Here is a 24627-nt window from a genome sequence, read left to right on the forward strand (position 1 = left end):
CTATTTCCAGTTTTTTTGATTGTTATTCTCTTTTTCCAGAATCTGCCTAATTTTTCGTTCTTCCCAATCAGAGCTATAACCAAAAACTTTAAAAGCGTGCATTACTACTCCAAATCCCCATCCTAAAGCAGAAAACCAAAACCATTGAAATCCTGGTGAAAATTTTAAATTTATAAAGATCAGAAATGGAATTACACAACAATATGAAAGTATATTTCCGTAAAAACCTTTTAGTTCTTCAACTCTTTTTTTAGCTCTGAAATAAGCTTTATTTTCATCATTATAATCTACACTTGCATCCATAACTGTAATTTGTTTGGTTAAAATTGGAATTTTAACGGTGAAAGTTTCCGTGTTTTGTTCTATCAAAACCTTTCTGTTGGTTATAATTCCGTATCGATCAACAATATTCTGCAAACCAACTCCTTGTCTATCCTGCAAAACTTCTTTCTTTTGAAAAACATTTTGAATGGCCAAATAATCTCCGTCAACAAAAATTTTAATATGTAATGGTTTCTGCTCGCTTACAACATTGTGTTTTACTGTATTTTCGAGCAAAAGCTGTAAGGATAACGGAACCACTTTTGCATCGGGATTAATATCTGCTGTCGCTGGCAATTCGTAAAACAAGCTGTTTTCGAAACGCATTTTCAGCAAATTCATATAGGTTTTTGCAAACGACAATTCATCTTCAACAGAAACCAGTTCTTTATCTTTTTGCTCTAAAACATAGCGATATACTTTAGATAAAGAGGTCGTAAATCGCTGTGCATTATCTGGATTTTCTTCGATTAAGGAACTTAATACATTTAAACTATTAAAAAGAAAATGAGGATCTATCTGATTTTTTAAACTTTCGAATTTCGCATTTGCTGTTCCTGCGATAATTTTTTGCTGTGTAACTTCAAACTTCGAAGCCTGTTTCCATTTTACCATGAAACTTCTGGCTTGCATAAAAGTCGAAACTCCTAAAGAAAGGATAATATAAAAAAGATGAACCCAAAGCATTCTATCCCCAAAAAACTCTTTTATTGTCATGTCTTGCAGAACAATAAAAATGTAATAGTTAATGCCCAGCACTACCGGAACAGTATATAAAATAGTTACCAAGATTCCGTAATAAACTCTAAGATTTGTTTGCTCCAGCCAGTCCCATTTTTTATCTAAAAGACTGTTGATAAATCCGTTGCCAAAACCTAATCCAAAAGAATAAAGACAACTTATAAAAAAAGTAATAAGAACGTTTTTAACATTTAAATCTACTCCTAAAAAGGCGGTAAAGATTATTGTAAAGACCATAGAAATCTTGAAAGAAACAATCGTTCCGCTTTTTAAATCCCTATATGTTATATTTCTATGATCTTTCATTTATAAGTAGTTTAAATTTATTTTTTACAAGATTTTTGGGTTTCCAAAGCTCTGTCTAATCCCCATTTTGGAGAGAAAGGTGTTTCTGGTTTAAAAGTAGCAAAAAGTTCAATAGCTTTATCAACTTGCGCGCACAGCGGTTTTGTATCAACGCCTGTCCATTTTGCACCTCCTATTTGATAATCTGCTTCACCAAAAACGATTCTCGGATTGTTTGGATCTATCGCTTTTCCTTTTGCATACGCTTCCATTACTTTAGGTGAATATTTCATTCCGTTTGTCATTGGATCCGCAACAACATAAGCTGTATAAATCAAAGCCTGCAAAGCATATAATTCGGCATTATTTTGGTCTTTTATTAATTCAATATCCAATGCATCTTGCGCTTTTGTCAATTGTAAATCAACTTTTGTTTTATCTTTTTCTGTAAACGAAGATGTGGTGTTGATTAAAGCCACATAATAATTTGGCAAATAACTTGTTTTTTCAGCCGCCGCAATTCTTTCAAACATTGCCGAAGCTTCTGTATTTTTTCCTTCTTTCCAAAGTCCGAAGGCTTTTGTCATTCCTTGTTCAAACTGTGTTTGTGCAGTGCTTATTGCAACTATAAATAATGCGGTTAAAGTGATGATTCTTTTCATTTTATAAGTAATTTAAATGGTTATATTGATTTATTGATTAGTATTTATTTATAATGTAATTTCAATTTTCGAATCTTTATTGACAACAAATTTAGCATCATTATAAGCAGGCGGTCCCATAAATCCTTTTGCATTGTTTGAAGCTGCGTAATCTTCAGATGGAATTCCCATCATATTTTTATCCAACTTTCCGTTATTGTTTTCATCGTGATACGTTGAAATTGCATATTCTCCCGCCGGAAGATTCTCAAACGTCACAACTGCTTTATCGTTTTTAATTTCAGAAGAAAGGCTTTTATATACTGTTTTTAAGAATGTTCCTTCTGAGTTGTACAAGCCTACTTTAACAGCTCCTGTACTGCTTTTTAAACCTGAAACAGAAACAGTTAGTTTTACATTTTGAGCAGAAATAAAACTGCAGATAAATAACATTGTAATGGCGATAATTTTGGTCATGGTTTCTTTTTTTAAGGTTCTGAGGTACTAAGGTTCTGAGGTTCTAAGTTTTTTTTTCTTAGTTTCTTAGCAACTTAGTTTCTTTGATTTTGATGATTAAAACTCTGTTTGTTATTATTTTTAAGATTCTGAGGTGCTAAGGTTCTGAGGTTCTAAGTTTTTTTCTTAGTATCTTAGAAGCTTTGCAACTTAGTCCCTTCTAATTTTATAGTTCAAAAGTATGTCTGATTTTATTCATTTAAAATTAAATAATACTGAGTTGTTGATTTTGGTTACTGAATTGTTTTTTTTTTAGGGCCAAAGGTTCAGAATTACAGAGGTTCAAAGGTTTTTCTTTTGATTTTTACAGAAACCTTTGTCGCTTTGAACCTTTGCTCCTTTGTACCTATAAGTTTTTCAACTGATTTTCATTTTTATTATCACTGATTGTCCAGAAGAAACCAACGAAAAAGAATCTGTCTGCGGTTGGTGTTACGGCTTGTCTGTTGTAGATTCCGTTTGTATCTGGAGTTTTGGCGTAATCGTATCCAAAAACGTTTTGAGTTCCTAACACGTTTGAAACTGAGAAATACAGAATTTTTTGTGTTGTTAATAAATACGCCCAGTTAAAACTCAAACTGTTATATGATTTTGTTTTTCCGTTCATGAATTGCGTTTGGTTTGGATCATTATACGGACGACCTGAACTGTAACTGTTTGTAAAACCTATTTGCGATTTCCAATCGGTAATAAAATATTTTGTTACGATTGATAAACTATGATTGGCAACAAAATTTGGAGTGGCCATCGTTGGAAAATTCTTGTATTGTCTTTCAGAATCGATATAAGAATACGAAATCCAATATTCTAAGTTTTTATACAAATTACTGTCTCTCCAAAATAAATCCAATCCTTTTGCGTAACCTGAGCCGTTGTTATTGAAAACCGAATTGTAGGCAATATCTTTTGTATCATATTGAACCAAATTGCTGTAATCTTTATAATAAGCTTCGGCTCTAAAAGTTTGTCCAGGTCTTGTAAATTGGTAATTTAAAATATAATGCTGTGCTTTTTCACTTTCAAACTGATGGTATTTTGAATATTTGATATAATCAACAACCGGTGTTTGAGAAAAATCTCCGTAAGCAAATGAAAACTGACTTGTTTTAGAAACTTTATAAGCGATAGAAGCTCGTGGCGCAAGATTGGTTTCATTTAATAAACTATTGTTTGAAAGTCTGGCTCCGACTTTCATTGCCAGATTTTTTGAGAATAAGATATCTCCTTCGGTATAAAAAGCAGCGATGTTTGAATCATAACCGTTTGCAACATCAATAGAAACATTATCCTTGAAATTTTCATTGAATTTTGTGATGAAATAATCTCCACCAAAAGATAATTTAAAATAGTTCGAAATATTTTTTCTCAACTTCAATTTCAACTGCATTGCATTTTCATTCGAATCAACATCATTAATATCGTATTTAACTTTGTTTTTACTGTATCCGTAACTAATCCCTGAAGTTAATTGCCAACCAGTTCCAAAATCTCCTTTGTAAGAACCGTTTAAATAAAAGTTATTATTGTTCAGATCAGTTCTTATCGGATCAACGAAGTTTACATTTTTTTGATTTAAATCGAATTTCTCCGAATCAAAAGCAGCGTATAATTTAAAAATACCTCTTTCAAAATGATATCTGTAAACAGCTTCTCCTCCTAAAGATTGATACGGATTATTCCAGTCTACATTTTGTGGAATCACAGCCTGATAAGGCGCTAAATTGATATAATTGGTATTAATACTAAAAGAACTTTTTTTCCATTTTTGTGTATTTCCAATTCCTAAACCTACGGTCATTAAAGCAATATCTGTTTTATTTTGATCCGGTTCATCTTGTGTATTCAACAATAAAACACTTGATAAAGCTTCGCCATATTCTGCAGAATATCCTCCGGTAGAAAATGCGATTCCGCTAAATAAGAAAGGAGAAAATCTGCTTCGGGTTGGTAAATTATTGGTTGATGCACCGTAAGGCTGTGCAACGCGAAGTCCGTCTACAAAAGTTTGGGTTTCGCTGGCTTCTCCTCCACGAACAAATAAACGTCCGTCTTCGCCCACATTTTGTGTTCCCGGCAATGTTTGTAAAGCCGCAATAATATTTCCGGCAGAACCAGCAGTTGTTACAATATCTAAAGGTTTTAAAACAGAAACTCTCGCTTTGTCTCCAGATTCTAATGTTCCGGCTGTGATTACAACAGCATCAAGTGCGTTTACATTTTCTCTCAGTTTTACCGTTTGATCTTTATAATTGGTAACATCAATTTCTTTTTTGAATGTTTCATAAAGTAAAAAACTCACTACTATAAATTGATTTCCTGTTGCAGTTGTTTCAAAAGAAAATTCTCCTGTTTCAGAACTTGTGGCTCCATCGTAAGTTCCGTCGATATAAATATTTGCTCCCGGAACTGGTTTTCCTTTTTCATCTACCACTTTTCCTGAAATGGTATTTTGAGCAAAAATAACTGTCGTAAAAAATAAAATGCTAATTGTAAAAAGTAATTTGGTTGTCATGGTTTTTGATTTTGATGAAGCAAATGTATTTTAACAATCTAAGTTAAAAAATAATAAATAACCCAATTGTAGAAATTTGAGGATGAGTTGTAAATTACTTATTCGTATCTTAGCTTTCACGTTTAAAAACTATCAAATTATGTCAGAAAGTAAAAGAGTTTCAAATTTATATCAGTCCATTTACAATGGAAATCCGTGGCTTGAGGTTACCTTAGCCGATACTTTAAAAGATCTTACAGCAGCGCAGGCTATCAAAAAAGTAAACCCTAATCTAAATACGATTTGGGAAATTGTCAATCACCTGATACAATGGAGAAGAAATATTTTAAGACGTGTTCAGGGAGAAATTATCACCACTCCGGATCACAATTATTTTGTACCCATATTAGATTCATCAGAACCTGCATGGGAACAATCTTTACAGAGTCTTGCAAAATCTCAAGAACAATGGAGTGCCTTTTTAAGTGATTTTGATGATGCAGGTTTTGATAAAATAGATCCAAATAACAATCATAATTTTTATGAAGATATTCATGGAATTATTCAGCATGACGTTTATCATTTAGGTCAGATTGTTATTTTGAAGAAATTGCTTTAAATATTTAGAATATTGAAAACAGAAAAAGAAAAAATGATTGCCGGAGAATATTACATTGCCGGCGATCCTGTTTTAGTAAAAGATCGCCGAAGAGCTAAAAATCTATTACATCGTTTAAACGTAACTGAATATCGCCTAACCAAAAAAGCCAAAGAAATTTTAGCAGAATTGATTCCTAATACGGGTAAAAGCTTCTATATAGAGCCCCCGTTTCATTGCGATTACGGATATAATATTTTTTGTGGTGATAACGTTTATTTTAATGTCAATTGTGTTGTTCTGGATTGTGCGCCCGTTAATATTGGTTCGAATGTGTTTTTTGCGCCTAATGTTCAAATTTATACGGCAACGCATCCGCTTGACGCCGTATTAAGAAGATCGCTTGAAAACGCATTGCCAATTTCTATTGGAGACGATTGCTGGATTGGCGGAAATTCTGTTATTTGTCCCGGCGTTACCATTGGAAAAGGATGTGTAATTGGTGCAGGATCTGTAGTAACAAAAGATATTCCGGATAACTCACTAGCCGTAGGGAATCCGGCAAAAATTATTAGAAAATTAAATCAGGAAACTGAATCAAAATAAAAATGCTCACCTTAAATAAAGTTCACCACATTGCTATCTTATGTTCTGATTATCAAAAATCTAAAACTTTTTATACGGAAGTTTTAGGTCTGACAATTATTAGAGAAATTTATCGTGAAGAACGGCAATCCTACAAACTCGATCTGGCTTTGAATGGCACTTATATTATCGAATTGTTTTCATTCCCGGATCCGCCAAAACGTCCTTCAAGGCCTGAGGCTGTCGGGTTACGTCATTTGGCTTTTGAGGTGATTAATCTGGATGAAACTGTTGCTTTTTTAAACACAAAAAATATAGAAGCAGAACCCATTCGAATTGATGAAACGACCGAAAAACGGTTTACATTTATTGCAGATCCTGATTTGTTGCCCATTGAGTTTTATGAGCGATGATATTTTGCCACGAAGGCACTAAGACACAAAGTTTTCTTTAAGATTAAGTGATTAAACGTACTGTTTGTCATTTCGAACGAAGGAATCTTCGCGAGTAACTCTATGTGCAAAATCGCCAATCTTTGTCGAGCTTCTTGTGAAGATTTCTCCTCCGTCGAAATGACAAAAAACAAAAAAACTTTGTGTCTTCGTGTCTTCATGGCATTTAGTCTTTTTAAAGTTTTAACACATTTTAATGATTCTTTTTTGCGAAAAAACGAATTTGATTATCTAATTTTGTAATCCGCATAAAAATAATGCGGTTTACAAATTTACTTCTGATGAACAAAACGGCGCAAATCAAAAAAAATCATCAATTTATTAAGTTCCGAAAATTAGTTATTGTTTCTATTTTAATTGGCTTTCTTTCAGCCTTTTTAGGAATTTCACTTAAAAAAATCACTGAATATTACGAAGAAATCTTCTTTCATGAAGTTTCTGTAAATCCACTTTTTTACATTCTTTTTCCGGTTTTCGGATTGTCTGTAATTTATTTCCTTAGACAATATCTTTTTAAGAAAAAAGAAAACAAAGGAATCAAGGAAGTTTTTGAAAGCACAAAATCAACTTCAAAAAACTTACCTTCTTATAAAATTCCATCGCACTTTATAAACGGATTATTAACCGTTATTTTTGGAGGTTCAACCGGAATCGAAGTTTCTACCGTTGTTGCAACTGCCACAATTGGTTCTGTGGCTCAGCAAAAAGAAAATGTATTTCGTCAATACAAAACCGAATTAATTTGTGCGGGAGTTGCGGCTGGAGTTACAGCTTTATTCAGTTCTCCCATTGCAGGAATTTTATTTGCTTTGGAAGTTATTTCACGAAAAGTAACCCGTGCTTTTATTATTTCTAATGTTATTGCGGTTTCAATAGCTTTCGGTTTACTTTCTATTTTAAAAGAAGAACCTTTATTTGCTGTTACAATTTCAACCTGGCACTTAAGAGCAATTCCGTATTTTATTCTTTTGGGAATTTTAGCCGGAATGAATTCTGTTTACCTAACTCGTTGCGTATTATTTTTTAAATCTCAATTCGGAAAAATCGATACTCATTATTATAAAATCATTATTGGATCTGTAGTATTAAGTGTTTCTCTTTTTATTTTTCCACAATTATACGGAGAAGGATATCACGCCATAAAAGGAATATTTGGCAGTTCATCGCAACTTCCGCTAACCTTAACGTTGGCTTTTACCTTTGTTGGAATTTTACTTTTAAAACCAATTGTTACTTCCATAACATTAGCTTCCGGAGGCGACGGCGGTGTTTTTGCCCCGAGTCTTTTTATTGGTGCGTTTTTAGGATTATTGTTAGCATCGATTTTAAATACTTTTTTCCATGTTAATGTAATTCCGGTAAATTTCATGATTATAGGAATGGCAGCTGTTTTAAGCGCCAGTATTCACGCACCTTTTACAGCCATATTTTTAGTTTGCGGATTAACAAATGATTATACTTTATTTTTACCGATTCTTGTCGTTTGTTTGATTTCAAAATACACTGCAAAAATGATTTATCCTTACACAGTATATTCTTATACACCAGGTTTAGTAAAATAGGAAAAGATATTTTCGCACAGATTAATTAAATTGCCCACAGATAATTAATCTTTAAAATCATTTAATCTGTGGCAAAAAATAAAATAATACCACATAAATGCCCACTCAAAAATTAAAAAGAAGCTATCGCAAAACACGTTATATTCTTTATAAAGAAACATTAATTGATTATAAAGAACACTTTTGGTCTTTTATAGGATCGTTTGTCGGGATTGGAATTTTGGCTTACATTCAATCGATTCATTTTTCAGGAAACGATGCTGTTTATTTAATTGGTTCTTTTGGAGCTTCGAGTGTTCTGGTGTACGGAATCATTCAAAGTCCGTTTTCACAGCCACGAAATCTCGTTGGCGGACATCTTGTTTCTGCCTTTATTGGCGTTACAGTTCATAAACTTGCTCCGGATATTATCTGGATTGCTGCTCCCCTGGCCGTTTCGCTGGCTATTATTTTAATGCAAATTACCAAAACACTTCATCCGCCCGGAGGAGCAACGGCTCTTATCGCCATTATTGGTTCAGACAAAATAAAAGCTTTGGGTTACGAATATGTTTTTTCTCCCGTATTAGTCGGTGTTTTGATTTTGCTTTTAACAGCTTTGGTTTTTAATAATATGACCCCAAGCAGAAGTTATCCAAGTCATAGTTCTTATCATAAACGTTACCATAAGATTAGAAAACGCCTGGTTGGAAAATAGTAGTTTTTCTCTCCTGCAAGGTTTCCAAAACCTTGTAGGTTTCAATCGCAATCGTAGTTATACCTACAAGGTTTTGAAAACCTTGCAGGATCAGGAAAAATCTTTTCAACAAATCGCAATTCGTGATTCGGATTTCATTTTTTATATTTTACCTTTGACTTTTCAAAAATACAAAGATTATGGTTTATAAATTTAGAGTAATTCTAGACGCCGAAGAAGACATTTTTAGAGACATTGCAATTCTTGAAGACGATACGCTTGAGGATTTACACAATGCGATCTTCAACGCTTTCGGTTTTGACGGAACTGAAGTTGCTTCATTTTATACTTGTGATGAAACCTGGAATCAGGAAGATGAAATTCCGCTTTTTGATACTGGAGACGTTCCCGGCGAACAACGAACTATGGGCGATTATCCATTATCTAGTATTTTGGACAAGGAAAATACTAAAATCATTTACGTGTATGATTTTATCAGCATGTGGACTTTCTTAGTTGAATTGGCTGCGATCGAAGATCAAATTGCCGGAGCGACTTACCCTGAAACCTTATTCTCTCACGGAGAAATGCCGGACGAAGCCACCGAAAAAACTTTCGAAGCCGATATGCACGATGATATCTACGGAGAATTTGAAGATGATCTTGACGAAGACGATCTTGACATGTTCGAAGGCGACGACAGCTTTGAAGATTATGGATTTGAGGAGAATTGGAATTAGTTTTTTTTAGGTTCAAAGGTTCAGAGTAGCAAAGGTTCAGAGGTTTTTTCTTTTTAAATCTTTGATTTAAAATATACGAATATTCTTATTTTTGTATTTAATTTTTTAAATATAAAATATGAATACTTTTCGAGACCTTTTAATCTGGCAAAAATCAATGACCATAGTAACTGAAATTTACCAGTTAACAAATTCATTTCCCAAAGAAGAAATTTATGGACTATCTTCACAAATTAGAAGATGCTCTATATCAATACCAAGTAATATTGCTGAAGGTTACGGAAGAGATGGAAATAATGATTACCTGAGGTTTTTAAATATTTCAATGTCATCATTATTCGAGATGCAAACACAACTTGAAATCTCATTCAATTTAAAATATTTAAACGAAAATCAATTTAACAAAATAAATGGAGAAAGTAGAGAATTAGAACGAATGTTAAGTGCTTTTATCCGAAAAATAAAAGACAGGAAATAACCTTTGTTACTTTGAACCTCTGTACCTCTGAACCTTAAAATATGATCAACCTATTCAACACCCACATCGAGACGCTTGCGATACACCGCGTAGGGAACAAAAGCAGAAACGAAGCTATTTTTTTATCGGAACAGCCATTTAATTTAAATGATGAAATTGTGCCTTTGATAAAAGAGTACTTTTTTAAGCCTTTTAGAGAGAAAGAAGAAAACTATTATCAGTTTGCGCACGAAGTCGATTTGGATTACAATGACATGTTTAAATATGCAACTGAGATTTTTACTAATCCTGGTAACTTACAGGAGATTTCAAAAAAAATCACGACGCATTTGTTCGAGCAGTCAAACCATCCGCACATTAAAAACGGAGAGGTTTATGTAACGTATTTAACAAATTTAAGTATCGACAATAACATTGTGGATGCTATCGGAATTTTTAAAAGTGAGTTACAAGCCGACTTTTTACAGTTTGAAGAAAAAGACAGCAACCTTGAAATGATTTTGCAGCAAGGAATCAACCTGAGCAAACTTGATAAAGGATGTTTGATTTTTAATTATAAAAAAGACGAAGGATATAAAATTCTAACTGTAGACAGTAACCGTTATGATGCGCGTTATTGGTTAGAGCATTTTTTATCTGTAGATGCTTTTGAAGATGAGAACTTCATCACAAAAAAATACCTGAAGTTCTGTCAAAACTTCGCAAAAGATGTGGTTTTACCGGCCGAAGACAAAAAAGAAGAAGTAATGTTTATGAACAGATCTGTGAATTATTTCGCAAAAAATGATCAGTTTGAGGAACAGAATTTCCTGAATGAAGTATTAGACAATCCAGACTTGATTCCTGAATTCAAAAACTATAAGGTTGATAAAGGAGAAAAATACAGCATCGAAGATGTAACCTCATTCCCTATTGCAAACGCAGCAGTTTCAGACGCCAGAAAATCGATTAAAAATGTTATTAATTTAGATACACACATTCAGATTAAAATGGATTTTATCAACCCTGAAAGCGCAGAAAAATTTGTTGAAAAAGGCTGGGATGAAGAAAAACAGATGTATTACTACTTAGTTTATTTCAATAAAGAAGAAAAAAGCTAAGAGTTATTCATTTTCTATTACTTACTTAAAACAAAAAACGGCAACTACATTCAGTAATTGCCGTTTTTTATTTATTGTTATAAATTTTACTAGATTTGATATCTATTTCACTTACATAAAAAATGGCAGCTTTAAAAAAAACAGACCTTACATTAGAAGAACGAGCTTTTGAAACTGCAAAAACATTGCTGAAAAAATATCAAAATCCACATAATCTTAAATTGGAGGAAAATTCAAATTTAGAAGATTCTTATAGTATTTTAATCACTCTTTTATACACTGAAAAATTAGACGAGGAAGAACAATTAGCAATCGTCTCTATTATAGATGAAATGAAACTACTGGACGGAAACAGATAACTATTTTATTTTTCTATCAATTAAAACAAAAAAACGGCAACCACATTAGTAGTTGCCGTTTTTTTGATTGAACTGTTTTCTAAATTATAATATAGAAAATAATGCTTTTACAATATCGTCATAAACTTGTTTATCTCTTTCGCCGGTTCTGGCGAGAACCCTGATCCCGTAATAATTGTTGAAAATAAATCGGGCTAAAACTCTCGCATCAGTACCTTTAGAAATATGTCCGGCCACTTGTCCTTTTTGAACTGCTTTTGTAAAAACTTCCTCCATTGTCTGACTGTTGTTCTTTACGATTTTTGCAATCTCTTCATCATGCATGGCAAGTTCAACAGAAGAATTGACCATGAAACAGCCTTTTGTAATTCGGTCTTCTAAGCTCTCGATAATTGCCTGTTTAAAAATATCATGCAATGTTTCTTTTACGTTTACAGATTCATCCAAAAGTTTAACAACCTGATCTTGCGACTGTTTTTGATAACGCAACAACGATTGAGCAAATAATTTCTGCTTGTCTCCAAAAGTATCATACAAACTAGAACGGCTTAACCCTAAATGCGTTACCAAATCCTGCGCTGAAGTTCCGTTGTAACCTTTGTGCCAAAAAATCTCGATAGCTTTGTCTAAAGCCTGATCTTCGTTAAATTCTTTTGTTCTAGCCATAACTTTTCAATTAAATTACTTTGCAAAGATACAAAAATACGGAACAATCGTTCCTGAATTAGTCAAAAAAATTATACAACAGCATTTACTGTAAGTCCGCCATCGACAACAATTTCTGTTCCTGTAATAAATGAAGCATCATCTGAAGCAAGGAAACCAACAGTCTTTGCAATTTCTGCAGATTGTCCAAAACGTTTCAATAAGATTTTATCAGCCAAAACTGCCCCAAAGCCTTCCACTTCTTCTTTTTGCAAACCTAATTTTCCATAAAGCGGAGTTTCAACAGGACCAGGAGAAACGGCATTTACTCTGATTTTTCTTGGAGCCAATTCTGTTGCAAAAACTTTGTTTAAAGATAAAACAGCAGCTTTACTTGAAGCATAAACGCTGGAATTTGGCATACCAACATGTGCGTTGATTGAAGTGTTGAAAATAATAGAACCTCCATCATTTAAAATTGGCAACACTTTTTGAACTGTAAAATAAACTCCTTTTACATTTACATTCATAATACTGTCATAATGTTCTTCTGAAGCTGATTCTACCGGAGCAAAAGATGCAATTCCGGCATTTAAAAACAGAATATCAACTTTTCCGAATTTTGCTTTTACCTGTTCTACTAAACTATCGATTGATTTTAAATCTGATTGATCTGAGATAATCCCAGTTACATTTAATTCTTTTTCAGCCTGAGCCAAAGCTTCTTTGTTTCTTCCTGTTATAATTACTTTTGCGCCTTTCGCAACTAATTCGGCTGCTGCTGCATACCCTATTCCGCTATTTCCACCTGTTACAATAGCTACTTTGTTTTCTAAATTTTTCATTTTTATTTGTTTTTAAATTATTGATTATTCAATTATTATGGTACAAAGATATTATAACGGAACGATCGTTCCGTTATAATCAATGTTAATATTTAGTTAAAATAATTAATCGTTTTTAAAAGTGCCCAGTTATAAGGCTTTCCCTCTATATTGCCATAAACGAAAGAAATCGTAAAATGTCAAACATTCTTAATTTATGCTTAATTTTGTAGCCTAAATAAAATACCATGGATAATCTTCTACACAACGAAAGTCCTTTCCAAACCATAATATCTTTTCATAAGCTAATTGAATCTTTTGAAGAAATTGCTTTATCAAATATTGATTATCGATCCAATTATGCCAAAGCAATTTTAAAGGAAGTTGAAGCAATTCCGGAATTCAGGACAGGAATTCACGACTATGCGATAATTAAAAAGAATGAAGCTTTAATTAAAAATATTACCGCAGATTTATTTCCTACCGCATTAACATACAATGAAATAAAAGCGATTACGATTCCTTTTCAAAATATATCTTTTAATTATACCGAACGTTTCAAGAAAATCCTGCGTAATGCGGGAGACGAATTTTACATGGAAATTCGTGATTTTGATAGTCATCAGTTTTATATCAACAATTGCTGCCTTATCCTGAGCAGTTATTACAAACAAAATATAGACTTCAACAAACCTTTCTTTTACGATATTCCGGATGAAGAAGGTGTCGAAAAACATTATCGAATTTTGTACAATGCCGATTTCATGGAAATTATTCCAACCGAAAATTCAGTGCATTTAACGCAGGATGATATCGATTTGTTAATTGATAATTATAATGATATTGATTTATGGAAATCTAAATTTCCTCCGGGAAGCTGGACTTTAAAAGGTTTCGGTATTGTTTCTTTATTTGATGCAACGACTGAAAGTGCTATTTCGAACTTAAAAAGCAATTTACTTAAACCGGATACAAAAACTGTTGCTTCTAACGATATTATAGAGAATATTTTTAAATCAATTTTTAAAATTTCACATCTTAAAGTTGGTTTTATTATTTATAATCCAGAAGAAGAAAAATTCATCAGACCGGTAAAATATGATAATCAGCTGCAGAGTTTTTTACTTTCTAAAGAACAGGAAGTGGATTGCAAGAACGCTTTTTTTGGATGTTCGTTTGAAAATTTATTAGATAATAAAGAGCCATTTGTGATTTCGAATGTAAAAAAATTCATTGAAGAATCTCCAAATCACAGGCTTGGCGAACATTTATTAAAACAAGGCATTCAAAGCGCTGTATTTGCACCTGTTGTAAAAGACGGAAACTTACTTGGGGTTGTAGAATTGGTTTCTGAAAATCCTAGAGATTTAAATAGTGTAAATGCAACTAAACTCGAATTGGTTTTACCGTATTTAACAGATACCATTGATCGTTATAATACGGATATGCAACATCAGGTTGAAGCGATCATTCAGCGTGAATACACTACGATTCACCCAAGTGTTTATTGGAAATTTAAAAAAGAATCACAAAATTATTTTCAAAACAGTAATCATACGAAAGATTATATTTTTAAGGAAATTGTTTTTAAAAATGTGTTTCCGTTATACGGACAAATCGACATTAAAGGTTCGTCTGAACACAGAAATGAAACGGTTAAAAGAGATTTAAAAAATCAGCTGACAACGCTTTTGGATATTTTCGAAAATCAAAAACCCAACAGCAATTTAGTACTTCTTGAACAACGAAAATTTGAATTGGAGTCTATGCGTGCTGAGCTGGAGAATCCTTTAAAAGCAGATACTGAGCAACATATTCAACGTTATATAGAAGAAGAAATTCATCCTATTTTAAAGAATACGAAAGACACGGCAAAAAACCAAAAACTGGAAGAATTGTATTTTGAAAGTCTGGACGAAAAAACAGGAATGTTCTATCAGGAAAGAAAGAAATTTGACAATGCAATGTCTATTATAAACAAGAGATTAGCATCGGTTCTGGACAAAAAACAGCTTGAGGCACAACAAATTTATCCGCATTACTACGAGCGTTTTAAAACAGATGGTGTTGAACACAATTTATATATTGGTGCTTCAATTTCGCCAACAAAACCTTTTGACATCATGTATTTGCACAATTTACGTTTGTGGCAATTACAGACTTTATGTGAGATGGAATTAGAACATCACCAGCTTAAAGAATCTTTACCTTATGAGTTGGATGTAACTTCGTTGATTTTAGTTTTTAGTCAGGCGCTTTCTATTCGTTTTAGAATGGATGAAAAACGTTTTGATGTCGATGGAACTTACAATGCAAGATATGAAGTTGTAAAAAAACGTATTGACAAGGCACATATCAAAGGCACAACAGACAGAATTACTGAAAAAGAAAAAATTACAATTGTGTATTCTCAAAATAATGAGGAAACTGAATATTTGAAATACATTAAATATTTACAGCATAAAAAAATCCTGGAACCTTCTATCGAGCAATTCGAAGTAGAAGATCTTCAGGGTGTTTCGGGTTTACGTGCTATTCGTGTAAAAGTAATTAACAATGTAAACAATCAGGCAACAAAAAAAATAACCTATCAGGATTTATTGGATGAGCTCAACTAATTAGTTGAGCTTTTCTTTTAAGCGCTAACTCCTTTAAAAGCTATTACAAAAGCAATTACGGTTATAATAATTCCTGCCATAAAAAGATTATAGGCAATGCGTAGTAAATTGTATTTACGCTGTAAAACCAATCCAAGATAGTACAAATCTTTAATCATGGTCGAATACAGATATTCGCGATCTTTCATCATTTCATTCATTGCCCAATCGTATTCTTCTAAAGGCATTTTGTAGAAATTCCCAAAAAACAATAAATTGATCTTTTTGGCTTCTATATCTTCTCTTGTAAAAACTCCCGTCGTTACTTTTGGACGTGTTGAAAGAATAGCAAAAATAATTGTTGTAACACTAGACATTAGCATAATAAATGTCGGAATCACTAAATGCGCATTTTTCGGACTGTCTAATTTTGGGATAATAGATGAAAGTGCAATCGAAATGATAATTGCATTTACAGATAATAAGATATTGGCTTTACTATCTGCGATTCCACTTAAGCGTGTATGATTTCCCAGCGTAACGCGAAATAAGGTATCAACGCCGCGATCGGGTTTTTCTATTTTATCTTTCTTTTTATTTTCTTCTTCCACTTTGTCGGCAGCTTTCTTTTCTTGTTTATCAATTTTTTTCTGAACAAGAATTAAGTTTTTCTCTTTTAAAGGCTGCCATTTTTTCAAGGCATAATCTGTATAAAAGCGATGTTTATTTAGTAAAAAGTTCAGGTTTTCTTTTGCCCATTCGGTATTAGAAAACGAAACATTGTAAGCGTTTTTTAATTCGAGACGTAATAATTCACAAGTTGTTTCATATTGGGATCCCATTAGATGTGCGTAATCTGCATCTTTTATGATTTTTTCCAAATGAGTTTTTGGAACATATTCTTTTATAGTAGCTAAAATTAAAGAAGCAACTTTTGCAATAAATTCATCAGATTGTCCTTTTTCTTTCAAAAACTTGGTTGCAATTTTAACACTTTCTTCTTCATGTTTTTCATAACCAACGGTATAACCTGTGTCGTGAAACCAGGCTGCGACCAAAAGCATTTCTTTTTCATTTCCATCTACATCTTCTTTTTTACACAGCTCTTTTACCGCATTTACTACAGTTAAAGTATGGTTAAAATTATGGTAAGAATATAAATTAGAAAGTTTATCTTTGAGTAAATTACTGACGAAATCTTCGGACTGTTCTATTAGATTCATAAAGAATATTTTTATACCACTAAATTATGAAATTGTTTTTGGATAATCATTTTATTACTAAGATTAAAAGTTATTCTTTAGTAATTACCCTATTATTCTTACTCTATTCTTGCGCAACACATAAGGCGCAATACGGAAAAAATGTAAGCGCTAACGAAACTGACAACGCAACTGATACAATAAAAATTGCACACACTTTATTTTTGGTGGGAGATGCCGGAAATGCAGATGAAGAGCAATCGCAGCAAACACTTGAATTATTGCATCAAAAATTGAAGAAGGCGAATAAAAAATCGACTTTGATCTTTTTGGGAGATAATATTTATCCAAAAGGTTTTCCGAGTAACGACAATGCTTCGGATAAAACTTTGGCAGAAACAAAATTAACCAATCAATTAAAATTAACAGAAGGATTTAAAGGCAAAACCGTTTTTATTCCCGGAAACCACGATTGGTACAGCGGTATTAAAGGTCTGGAACTTCAGGCAGATTTTGTAACGAAATATTTAAATGATAAAAAGGCATTTTTGCCAAGAAAAAGCTGCCCGATAGAAGATATAAAAATTGATAGCACAGCAACATTGGTTGCTATTGACAGTGAATGGTTTCTGGAAGATTGGAACAATCATCCAACAATTAATGATAATTGTGACATCAAAACCAGAGAAGATTTTTTTGATGAACTGGAAAACATTCTAAACAAAAATCAGGAAAAAACTGTTGTTCTGGCAATTCACCATCCCTTATTAAGCAACGGAACGCATGGAGGTCAATTTTCGTTAGAAAAACAATTATTTCCTTTAGAGAAAAAAATTCCGCTTCCGATAATTGGTTCGTTTATTAATTTACTTCGAAAAACATCTGGCGTGAGTCCGCAGGATATTCAAAATAAACAATATACTATTTATGCCAAGAGAATTAAAACACTTTTACAAGGGCAGAAAAATGTAATTGTAGTTTCGGGACACGATCATAACCTTCAATATATTAGCAAAGAAAATATCAGGCAAATTATTAGTGGCGCAGGTTCTAAATCTGAAGCTGCGAGAGCCATTAATGAAAATGATTTTTCGTACGGCGGAAATGGTTATGCAACGCTCACTTTATTTAAAAGCGGAGATGCCAAAGTAACCTATTTTGGTAATGAAAATCAAAAAGAAAAATTGCTTTTTGAACGTGAGATTATAAAAGCTAAAGAAATTAACTGGGCGGCGGGTGAATCAAATAAATTTCCTGCTACAATTAATACTTCAATTTATTCTGCTGAAATGACTGATAAAAGTTTATTTCATAAATTTTTATTTGGGCAGCATTACAGAAAATATTACAGTATGCCTATTGAAGCGCGAATTGCTACCGTAGACACATTAATGGGTGGTTTAAAACCTATTCGCGAAGGCGGCGGGCATCAATCTGTATCTTTAAGAATGTCTGATCCAAAAGGGCGAGAATATGTAATGCGTGCCATGAAAAAAAGCGCTACCGTATTCTTACAGTCGGTTGCATTTAAAGATCAATACGTTGTAAATGATTTCGAAGAAACCTATACTGAAAATTTTCTATTAGATTTTTATACGACTTCTCATCCTTACGGACCTTTTGCAATTGGCAGTATGGCAGATCATTTAGGGATTTCGCACACCAATCCGGTTTTATATTATATTCCAAAACAAAATGGATTGAAAGAATTCAATGCAAACTTTGGCGATGAATTGTATATGGTAGAAGAAAGACCCGCAGATAATCATCTGGATGGCAAAAATTTTGGAAATCCAACCGATATTATCAGTACCGAAGATATGATGGCCAACCTTCATAAAGACGAAAAATATTCGGTTGATGAAAAAGAATATATGAAAGCGCGTTTGTTTGATATGCTAATTGGCGACTGGGACAGACACAGCGATCAATGGCGTTGGGGAGAATATAAAAAAGGTGACAAAGTGGTTTACAAACCAATTCCGCGTGACCGTGATCAGGCTTTTGCCAAATATGACGGAACTTTACTTTCTATTTTAATGAATATTCCTGCGCTTCGTCATATGCGTACTTTCAAAAACAAAATTGACAATGTAAAATGGCTCTCCAGAGAACCTTATCCTATGGATTTGGCTTTCCTAAAAACTTCTGAAGAAAAAGACTGGATCGAACAGGCAAAATTTATTCAGGAAAACTTATCAGATGCTGATATTGATAATGCTTTTAAAAACATGCCGAAAGAGGTTCAGGATGGAACTATTGAAGATATTAAACGCAAGCTGAAAAACAGAAAAAAAGACCTGCAAAAATATGCTTCAGAATATTCAGATGTGCTGTCTAAAACTGTAATGATTGCCGGGACGGATAAAAAAGACAAATTCGTTATCAACCATAATGCCAGAAAAAGCATTGAAATTCAGGTATACCGAATTAAAAAAGACGGCGATGAACTTGTTTATACCAAAACGGTAACGGATGCTAAAACCAGAAATCTTTGGGTTTATGGTTTAGACGATTCTGATGTTTTTCAGGTTGTTGGAGATCAGAAATCAAAAATCAAAATTCGCTTAATTGGCGGACAAAATAATGACACTTATAATATCGAAAACGGAAAAAAAGTAATAGTTTACGATTTCAAATCAAAAAACAATACTTATAATCTTGATTCTAAAACAAAAACGGAGCTTACAGATGATTATGATGTAAACTTATACAATTATGAAAAACCAAAGTATAATGTTATTTCAGGGCTTCCCAATATCGGATTTAATCCTGATGATGGCGTAAAAGTTGGTGTGAATTTAAATTATACCGTAAACAATTTCAAACAGAATCCGTATACGCAAAGACACGTTGTAAATGCATTTTACTATTTTGCTACAGGTGGTTTAGAATTTAATTATGTAGCACATTTCCCTGGATTATTGGGTAAATGGGTTATTGATGTTGAATCACTTTATACAACTCCAAATTTTGCTATGAACTATTTTGGCTACGGAAACGAAACCACATATGATAATCAGGAAGTTGACATGGATTACAACCGTGTTCGCATTAGAAAATTTAATGTTTCAGGTGCCATCAGACACGTCGGACGTTATGGAAGTGAATTTAGTGTTCAGCCTGTTTTTCAAAGACTGACAGTTGAAGAAACCCAAAACAGATTTATAGACACTCCAAATATTATAAATCCAAATGTTTTTGATAGTCAGAACTATGGTGGTTTAAAAGTTAAATATCTTTTTAAAAATTCTGATTTTGCTGCTAAACCTACTTTAGGGGTGGCTTTTATGGTTTCGGCAACCTGGCTGACTAATTTAGATGAAAGCAAACAAAATTTCCCAACTCTTGAAAGTCTTTTAGGATTTACTCATAAAATTGATCAAAACGGAAAATTAGTGCTGGCTACCTATCTAAAAGGAAAAGCTGTTTTAAATAATAATTATGACTTCTATCATGGTGCAACTTTAGGTGGAGATACTGACTTAAGAGGTTACAGAAACGAACGATTTTTAGGAAGTTCTTACTTTTCTCAAAGTAGTGATTTACGATTGAGCCTTGGTAAAATTCAAAAAACAATTGCTCCCTTAACATACGGAATTTTGGGTGGTTTTGATTATGGAAGAGTTTGGCTTGACGGTGAAGATTCTAAAAAATGGCATCAGGATTACGGTGGTGGACTTTGGGTAAATGCTATTAATGTTTTAACTGCCAGAATCTCCTATTTTAAATCTCCTGATGAAGTAGGAAGAGTTATTTTTGGAGCGGCATATAGTTTTTAGGAAAGGTGCTAAGTTGCTAAGATTCTAAGATACTAAGTTTTTTTAGCCACGAATTCACGAATTTTTTATTACAATAATTCGTGAATTCGTGGCAAACTTTTTTCTCTTAATATCTCAGAATCTTAGTGACTTAGAACCTTAGTATCTTAGCAACTTATTTAAGCTTGAACTCGTAGACGTTCCCTCCTACTTTGTTTGTTTTTTCGTCGGCGATAAGCAGCGTGCTGTTATCTTTAAAAACTATAGCTTCTTTTTGGGAAAAGTGATTTAGTTTGATTTCTGTCTGAGTGCCTTTGTGGAATAAATCTCCTTTGAAATCTTTAAACAAAACTATTTTATCATGACTTAATACTACAACTTTCTTCCCATCCGGACTGATCGTTGCACTTGTTAAAACGCAATGATTATAGTTATCGCAGGTTTTAAATTCTCCAATTTTTGTTGCTTTTTGAGTTCCGGCTGCGTTTAGGATTTTGTAGATAAAAACTGTTCCGTCAAAGTTTTTACTTCGGTTTTTTGTGAAAAGGTAAAAATAATTTCCATGTTCAAAAAAACCTTCAACATCATAAAACATTTCTTTTTTCTTTGGAGGAAACTCTGTTTGTTCCGGATACGAAAATGAAACTTTATATTCGGCTACAGCCATATCTTTATCCAGCTCATTTTTAGCAACTTTATAAATACATAAATCTTTACGTTCGTTGTCGTTATTTCCAAAATCACCAATATAAATATTATCGTTTTTATCTTTGGTAATATCTTCCCAATCTACATTTGTGGCATTTGTAATTGTTATTGTTTTGGCTAATTTTCCGTCTGAATTTAAAGCATAAATGGCATTTTTATTCCCACTGTCTTCTAATGTATAAATCAAATTGTTTTTAGGAAAATAGGTAATCCCGGAAACTTCTTTTAACTTTTTAGGAAGTGAATAAAGTTCCTTTAAATCATTATTTGATTGTTGCTGACAAGCCAATAAAGCAATGGAAATTCCAAGTAAAAAAAACTTTTTCATAATATATATTTATTATTGCTACGATTTTTAACCATATAAGTCATATAAGATATTTAAGTTCTGTTTTTAAATGAACTTATATGACTTATATGGTTTAAGAACCTTTAAATCAAATTAGTATTTTTAAAATTACGCGTAATAAACTCAAAAGCTGCAAACATAATATGTCCCATTGATTTTGCATTTTTGAATTTCATATCATTTGTATAACGGTACAATTCCATTTTTAGTTGATTGAGATGTTCTTCTGTCGAAATGGTGTCATGACACATTATATTCAATAGTTTTTTAATTCTGTTTTCGGCAGAGTGAATACGTTTCGCCAAAATTGCTCTTTCCTCATCTTTATACTGAATAATAGAACGTTCTTCTAATTTTTCTTTGATGAGCTTTATCATCGGATAATTTTCCTTAAAAAATTGTGGACGATAAATTTTAAAATTTCCCTCATAACATTGCTGATCAAAGTCAATTGGGCGAATTTTATAAACTACCTGATCAAAATCGTGAATTGGCACAATTACATAATTATATGCTCGCATATCGCCTAAAAGCCGAATCATACAACGTTCGTTGAATTTTACAAACTCTTTTGCAATTTGAGATTTCTCCATTTCGGTACAATTATCCAGTAAAGTATCCATGAAAACATCTCCGGGAATTCCGATAATATGCTCCTCGATTAGAGTGTCTTTAAAAACTAAAAAATTTATTTTATCTGGAGAAAGAATATCTTCCAATTCTAAACCATAAATCCTTGAAGCATCTGCTTTTTTGATATAAAAATGAACGTAATTATCATTCAGAATATTTCTAACTTTTATGCGAAAAGGTTTCGAGTTTCCGAAAGTACAATAATCAATTGCATCAATATTTAAAAACTGGATAATCTCGCTATTTCCATCAGAATGCAGGAGTGAGTAGATTTTTTTTAGATTAAGGTCGATTTCACTTCTTTCAAATTCACTGTAATATACACGAATCCAGAGCGTATCGGTTTCATTCTTATCATAAACATTTACAGAACCGGCAAACCGCAATAAATCATCATAGAACACTGATACTTTTGAAATTCGTTCGTATCGTTCTAAATAACTTAAAAGAGATTGCGTTAAAGGATAAGATGGTTTTTTTAAAACCATTAAAGGTTCGCTCATTTTGAATATCTTTAATACAAATTTACATCAATAGCATGATATAAATAAATTTAGCGTAACAATATACAAGTTGAATCGTCATACTAAAAACTAAAACCGAAATAAATTTGGAAACCATACTTACTATTGAAAATCTTCACAAACGATACGGGCGTATTCAGGCCTTAAAAAATGTATCTTTTGAAATTCAAAAAGGCCGTGTATATGGCATTTTAGGCCCCAACGGAAGTGGAAAATCAACCACGCTGGGAATTGTACTGAATGTTGTAAACAAAACCTCAGGCGATTATCGTTGGTTCAACGGCAACATTCAAACGCATGAAGCTTTAAAAAAAGTTGGTGCAATTATCGAAAGACCAAACTTTTATCCTTACATGACTGCCGAAGAAAACCTGAAGTTAGTCTGTAAAATAAAAAGTATTGACTATTCTAAAATAATCGAAAAACTGGATTTAGTAGGTTTATCAGAAAGAAAAAACAGCAAATTCAGTACTTTTTCTTTAGGAATGAAACAACGTTTGGCCATTGCTTCAGCACTTTTAAATGATCCTGAAATTTTAATTTTGGATGAACCAACAAACGGATTAGATCCGCAGGGAATTCACCAGATTAGAGATATTATAAAAAAAATTGCATCGCAGGGAACAACAATTTTATTGGCTTCACATTTGTTGGATGAAGTCGAAAAAGTGTGTTCTCATGTTATTGTTTTAAGAAAAGGTGAAATTTTATACTCTGGTTCAGTAGATGGGATGTCTGCAAATGAAGGCTTTTTTGAAGTTATGGCAGATGATAATGTACTTTTAAAAACTGTTTTGCAGCAGCATCCAGCAATAGACAGAATTACTGAAGAAGATGGAAAATTATTGGTTTATTTAAAATCAGATTTATCAGCATCAGAACTGAATCAGTTTTTGTTTTCTAAAAACCTTACTTTAAGCCATTTGGTAAAACGTAAAAATAGTTTAGAAGCACAATTTTTAGAATTAACCAAAAATGCCACCATCAAAAACAACTAAACCATGAACCGACTTATATCTATAGAATTACAAAAAATCTGGAAAAACAAAGCCAGTCGTGTCCTTACTTTAACGTATTTTATTTTACTTTCTTTTATTGCCTTAATTGCTTCGATAAAATTCGACTTTGGAGTTGTTAAAATTCATGTGGCAGAAATGGGAATTTTCAACTTCCCCTTCATCTGGCATTTTAACACTTATATTGCTGCGTGGCTAAAGCTTTTTCTGGCGATCGTAATTGTTTCAATGATGGCGAATGAGTACAGTTATGGTACTTTAAAACAAAACCTAATTGATGGTTTAAGTAAAAAAGAATTCATTTTGTCTAAATTCCTGACAGTTGTACTTTTTGCATTATGTTCTACAATTTTTGTTTTTGTAATGAGTCTAATTTTAGGATTTAGCTTTTCATCTTACACAGAATTTGACGTTATTTTTATGGATTTGGACTACCTTTTGGCCTTTTTCGTTAAACTTACCGGATTCTTTTCTTTTTGTTTGTTTTTAGGAATCTTCGTAAAACGATCTGCGTTTGCATTAGGTTTTCTTTTAGTATGGCTTTTTGTAGAATCAATTATAAAAGGGCTTTTAGTTTTTCAGGTTTTTCCAAATAGTAAGACTGGTGATTATATCATGCAATTTTTACCTTTAGAAGCAATGTCTAATTTAATTGTTGAACCATTCACAAGATTATCAGTAATAAAAACGATTGGAAACCAAATTGGCGTTGAAAATACTAAGGATTATGACGTTCATTATCTTTCAATTCTGATTGTTTTGATCTGGACATATTTGTTTGTTTATTTTTCTTACAGAATACTAAAAAATAGAGATTTATAGT

22 protein-coding genes are annotated in these 24627 nt (G+C 32.5%); 13 read left to right on the forward strand and 9 right to left on the reverse strand.

Annotated elements, in window-relative coordinates; translation table 11 throughout:
* The 4 genes from SD960_RS17760 to SD960_RS17775 form a co-directional block, all read right to left on the reverse strand.
* Positions 1 to 1368 (reverse strand): histidine kinase, encoded by a 1368-nt coding sequence (locus tag SD960_RS17760; RefSeq protein WP_318805095.1) that lies wholly within the window; start codon positions 1366 to 1368, stop codon positions 1 to 3.
* Positions 1369 to 1385: 17 nt separating this feature from the next.
* The gene (locus tag SD960_RS17765) at positions 1386 to 2009 is read right to left on the reverse strand and encodes a hypothetical protein (RefSeq protein WP_318805096.1); all 624 of its coding nucleotides are present in this window, start codon (positions 2007 to 2009) and stop codon (positions 1386 to 1388) included.
* A gap of 48 nt (positions 2010 to 2057) precedes the next feature.
* A complete protein-coding gene (locus SD960_RS17770) occupies positions 2058 to 2465 on the reverse strand; it encodes a DUF2141 domain-containing protein (RefSeq protein ID WP_318805097.1) in 408 nt (135 codons plus the stop codon).
* 385 nt (positions 2466 to 2850) lie between these two features.
* Positions 2851 to 5016 (reverse strand): TonB-dependent receptor, encoded by a 2166-nt coding sequence (locus SD960_RS17775; RefSeq protein ID WP_318805098.1) that lies wholly within the window; start codon positions 5014 to 5016, stop codon positions 2851 to 2853.
* 139 nt (positions 5017 to 5155) lie between these two features.
* Between SD960_RS17775 and SD960_RS17780 the strand changes: the two genes are divergently transcribed.
* The 9 genes from SD960_RS17780 (at position 5156) to SD960_RS17820 (ending at position 11545) form a co-directional block, all read left to right on the forward strand.
* Complete coding sequence (locus SD960_RS17780) at positions 5156 to 5614, forward strand: DinB family protein (protein ID WP_042564665.1); 459 nt, start codon at positions 5156 to 5158, stop codon at positions 5612 to 5614.
* 12 nt (positions 5615 to 5626) lie between these two features.
* The gene (locus tag SD960_RS17785; RefSeq protein WP_318805099.1) at positions 5627 to 6199 is read left to right on the forward strand and encodes a sugar O-acetyltransferase; all 573 of its coding nucleotides are present in this window, start codon (positions 5627 to 5629) and stop codon (positions 6197 to 6199) included.
* A 2-nt stretch (positions 6200 to 6201) separates the two neighbouring features.
* Entirely contained in the window at positions 6202 to 6591 is a 390-nt protein-coding gene (locus tag SD960_RS17790) for a VOC family protein (RefSeq protein ID WP_318805100.1), read from the forward strand.
* A gap of 296 nt (positions 6592 to 6887) precedes the next feature.
* The gene (locus tag SD960_RS17795; protein ID WP_318805101.1) at positions 6888 to 8192 is read left to right on the forward strand and encodes a chloride channel protein; all 1305 of its coding nucleotides are present in this window, start codon (positions 6888 to 6890) and stop codon (positions 8190 to 8192) included.
* 97 nt (positions 8193 to 8289) lie between these two features.
* A complete protein-coding gene (locus tag SD960_RS17800) occupies positions 8290 to 8889 on the forward strand; it encodes an HPP family protein (RefSeq protein WP_318805102.1) in 600 nt (199 codons plus the stop codon).
* 179 nt (positions 8890 to 9068) lie between these two features.
* Positions 9069 to 9608: an IS1096 element passenger TnpR family protein gene (locus SD960_RS17805; protein ID WP_318805103.1), complete on the forward strand. Its 540-nt coding sequence runs from the start codon at positions 9069 to 9071 to the stop codon at positions 9606 to 9608.
* Positions 9609 to 9726: 118 nt separating this feature from the next.
* Positions 9727 to 10086 (forward strand): four helix bundle protein, encoded by a 360-nt coding sequence (locus SD960_RS17810; protein WP_318805104.1) that lies wholly within the window; start codon positions 9727 to 9729, stop codon positions 10084 to 10086.
* Positions 10087 to 10127: 41 nt separating this feature from the next.
* A complete protein-coding gene (locus SD960_RS17815) occupies positions 10128 to 11186 on the forward strand; it encodes a nucleoid-associated protein (protein ID WP_318805105.1) in 1059 nt (352 codons plus the stop codon).
* 122 nt (positions 11187 to 11308) lie between these two features.
* Positions 11309 to 11545: a hypothetical protein gene (locus tag SD960_RS17820; RefSeq protein ID WP_318805106.1), complete on the forward strand. Its 237-nt coding sequence runs from the start codon at positions 11309 to 11311 to the stop codon at positions 11543 to 11545.
* A gap of 84 nt (positions 11546 to 11629) precedes the next feature.
* On the opposite strand, the gene SD960_RS17825 is transcribed toward SD960_RS17820, so the two are convergent.
* The gene (locus tag SD960_RS17825) at positions 11630 to 12211 is read right to left on the reverse strand and encodes a TetR/AcrR family transcriptional regulator (protein ID WP_318805107.1); all 582 of its coding nucleotides are present in this window, start codon (positions 12209 to 12211) and stop codon (positions 11630 to 11632) included.
* Between the two features lie 71 nt (positions 12212 to 12282).
* On the reverse strand, positions 12283 to 13035 hold the full coding sequence (locus SD960_RS17830) for a glucose 1-dehydrogenase (RefSeq protein ID WP_318805108.1): 753 nt from the start codon (positions 13033 to 13035) through the stop codon (positions 12283 to 12285).
* Positions 13036 to 13262: 227 nt separating this feature from the next.
* Between SD960_RS17830 and SD960_RS17835 the strand changes: the two genes are divergently transcribed.
* Positions 13263 to 15632 (forward strand): GAF domain-containing protein, encoded by a 2370-nt coding sequence (locus SD960_RS17835; protein ID WP_318805109.1) that lies wholly within the window; start codon positions 13263 to 13265, stop codon positions 15630 to 15632.
* A 17-nt stretch (positions 15633 to 15649) separates the two neighbouring features.
* Here the strand turns inward: SD960_RS17835 and SD960_RS17840 are convergent, their stop codons facing one another.
* A complete protein-coding gene (locus SD960_RS17840) occupies positions 15650 to 16834 on the reverse strand; it encodes a Pycsar system effector family protein (RefSeq protein WP_318805110.1) in 1185 nt (394 codons plus the stop codon).
* 26 nt (positions 16835 to 16860) lie between these two features.
* On the opposite strand from SD960_RS17840, the gene SD960_RS17845 reads away from it, so the two are divergent.
* Complete coding sequence (locus tag SD960_RS17845) at positions 16861 to 20595, forward strand: metallophosphoesterase (protein ID WP_318805111.1); 3735 nt, start codon at positions 16861 to 16863, stop codon at positions 20593 to 20595.
* A 154-nt stretch (positions 20596 to 20749) separates the two neighbouring features.
* On the opposite strand, the gene SD960_RS17850 is transcribed toward SD960_RS17845, so the two are convergent.
* Both SD960_RS17850 and SD960_RS17855 read right to left on the reverse strand, forming a co-directional pair.
* Complete coding sequence (locus SD960_RS17850) at positions 20750 to 21610, reverse strand: hypothetical protein (protein WP_318805112.1); 861 nt, start codon at positions 21608 to 21610, stop codon at positions 20750 to 20752.
* 104 nt (positions 21611 to 21714) lie between these two features.
* On the reverse strand, positions 21715 to 22767 hold the full coding sequence (locus tag SD960_RS17855) for a hypothetical protein (protein WP_318805113.1): 1053 nt from the start codon (positions 22765 to 22767) through the stop codon (positions 21715 to 21717).
* A gap of 107 nt (positions 22768 to 22874) precedes the next feature.
* Between SD960_RS17855 and SD960_RS17860 the strand changes: the two genes are divergently transcribed.
* Complete coding sequence (locus tag SD960_RS17860; RefSeq protein ID WP_318805114.1) at positions 22875 to 23786, forward strand: ABC transporter ATP-binding protein; 912 nt, start codon at positions 22875 to 22877, stop codon at positions 23784 to 23786.
* Between the two features lie 3 nt (positions 23787 to 23789).
* Positions 23790 to 24626 (forward strand): ABC transporter permease, encoded by an 837-nt coding sequence (locus tag SD960_RS17865; protein ID WP_318805115.1) that lies wholly within the window; start codon positions 23790 to 23792, stop codon positions 24624 to 24626.
* Position 24627 lies beyond the last annotated feature (1 nt).

It is taken from the genome of Flavobacterium sp. MMLR14_040 (genome assembly GCF_033657265.1).
Lineage (GTDB): Bacteria > Bacteroidota > Bacteroidia > Flavobacteriales > Flavobacteriaceae > Flavobacterium.

What these genes read in the sequence shown, in the direction of transcription:
- SD960_RS17760 (WP_318805095.1), bottom strand. Translation starts at nt 1,368, where the DNA reads ATGAAAGATCATAGAAATATAACATATAGGGATTTAAAAAGCGGAACG.
- SD960_RS17765 (WP_318805096.1), bottom strand. Translation starts at nt 2,009, where the DNA reads ATGAAAAGAATCATCACTTTAACCGCATTATTTATAGTTGCAATAAGC.
- SD960_RS17770 (WP_318805097.1), bottom strand. Translation starts at nt 2,465, where the DNA reads ATGACCAAAATTATCGCCATTACAATGTTATTTATCTGCAGTTTTATT.
- SD960_RS17775 (WP_318805098.1), bottom strand. Translation starts at nt 5,016, where the DNA reads ATGACAACCAAATTACTTTTTACAATTAGCATTTTATTTTTTACGACA.
- SD960_RS17780 (WP_042564665.1), top strand. Translation starts at nt 5,156, where the DNA reads ATGTCAGAAAGTAAAAGAGTTTCAAATTTATATCAGTCCATTTACAAT.
- SD960_RS17790 (WP_318805100.1), top strand. Translation starts at nt 6,202, where the DNA reads ATGCTCACCTTAAATAAAGTTCACCACATTGCTATCTTATGTTCTGAT.
- SD960_RS17795 (WP_318805101.1), top strand. Translation starts at nt 6,888, where the DNA reads ATGCGGTTTACAAATTTACTTCTGATGAACAAAACGGCGCAAATCAAA.
- SD960_RS17800 (WP_318805102.1), top strand. Translation starts at nt 8,290, where the DNA reads ATGCCCACTCAAAAATTAAAAAGAAGCTATCGCAAAACACGTTATATT.
- SD960_RS17805 (WP_318805103.1), top strand. Translation starts at nt 9,069, where the DNA reads ATGGTTTATAAATTTAGAGTAATTCTAGACGCCGAAGAAGACATTTTT.
- SD960_RS17810 (WP_318805104.1), top strand. Translation starts at nt 9,727, where the DNA reads ATGAATACTTTTCGAGACCTTTTAATCTGGCAAAAATCAATGACCATA.
- SD960_RS17815 (WP_318805105.1), top strand. Translation starts at nt 10,128, where the DNA reads ATGATCAACCTATTCAACACCCACATCGAGACGCTTGCGATACACCGC.
- SD960_RS17820 (WP_318805106.1), top strand. Translation starts at nt 11,309, where the DNA reads ATGGCAGCTTTAAAAAAAACAGACCTTACATTAGAAGAACGAGCTTTT.
- SD960_RS17825 (WP_318805107.1), bottom strand. Translation starts at nt 12,211, where the DNA reads ATGGCTAGAACAAAAGAATTTAACGAAGATCAGGCTTTAGACAAAGCT.
- SD960_RS17830 (WP_318805108.1), bottom strand. Translation starts at nt 13,035, where the DNA reads ATGAAAAATTTAGAAAACAAAGTAGCTATTGTAACAGGTGGAAATAGC.
- SD960_RS17835 (WP_318805109.1), top strand. Translation starts at nt 13,263, where the DNA reads ATGGATAATCTTCTACACAACGAAAGTCCTTTCCAAACCATAATATCT.
- SD960_RS17840 (WP_318805110.1), bottom strand. Translation starts at nt 16,834, where the DNA reads ATGAATCTAATAGAACAGTCCGAAGATTTCGTCAGTAATTTACTCAAA.
- SD960_RS17845 (WP_318805111.1), top strand. Translation starts at nt 16,861, where the DNA reads ATGAAATTGTTTTTGGATAATCATTTTATTACTAAGATTAAAAGTTAT.
- SD960_RS17850 (WP_318805112.1), bottom strand. Translation starts at nt 21,610, where the DNA reads ATGAAAAAGTTTTTTTTACTTGGAATTTCCATTGCTTTATTGGCTTGT.
- SD960_RS17855 (WP_318805113.1), bottom strand. Translation starts at nt 22,767, where the DNA reads ATGAGCGAACCTTTAATGGTTTTAAAAAAACCATCTTATCCTTTAACG.
- SD960_RS17865 (WP_318805115.1), top strand. Translation starts at nt 23,790, where the DNA reads ATGAACCGACTTATATCTATAGAATTACAAAAAATCTGGAAAAACAAA.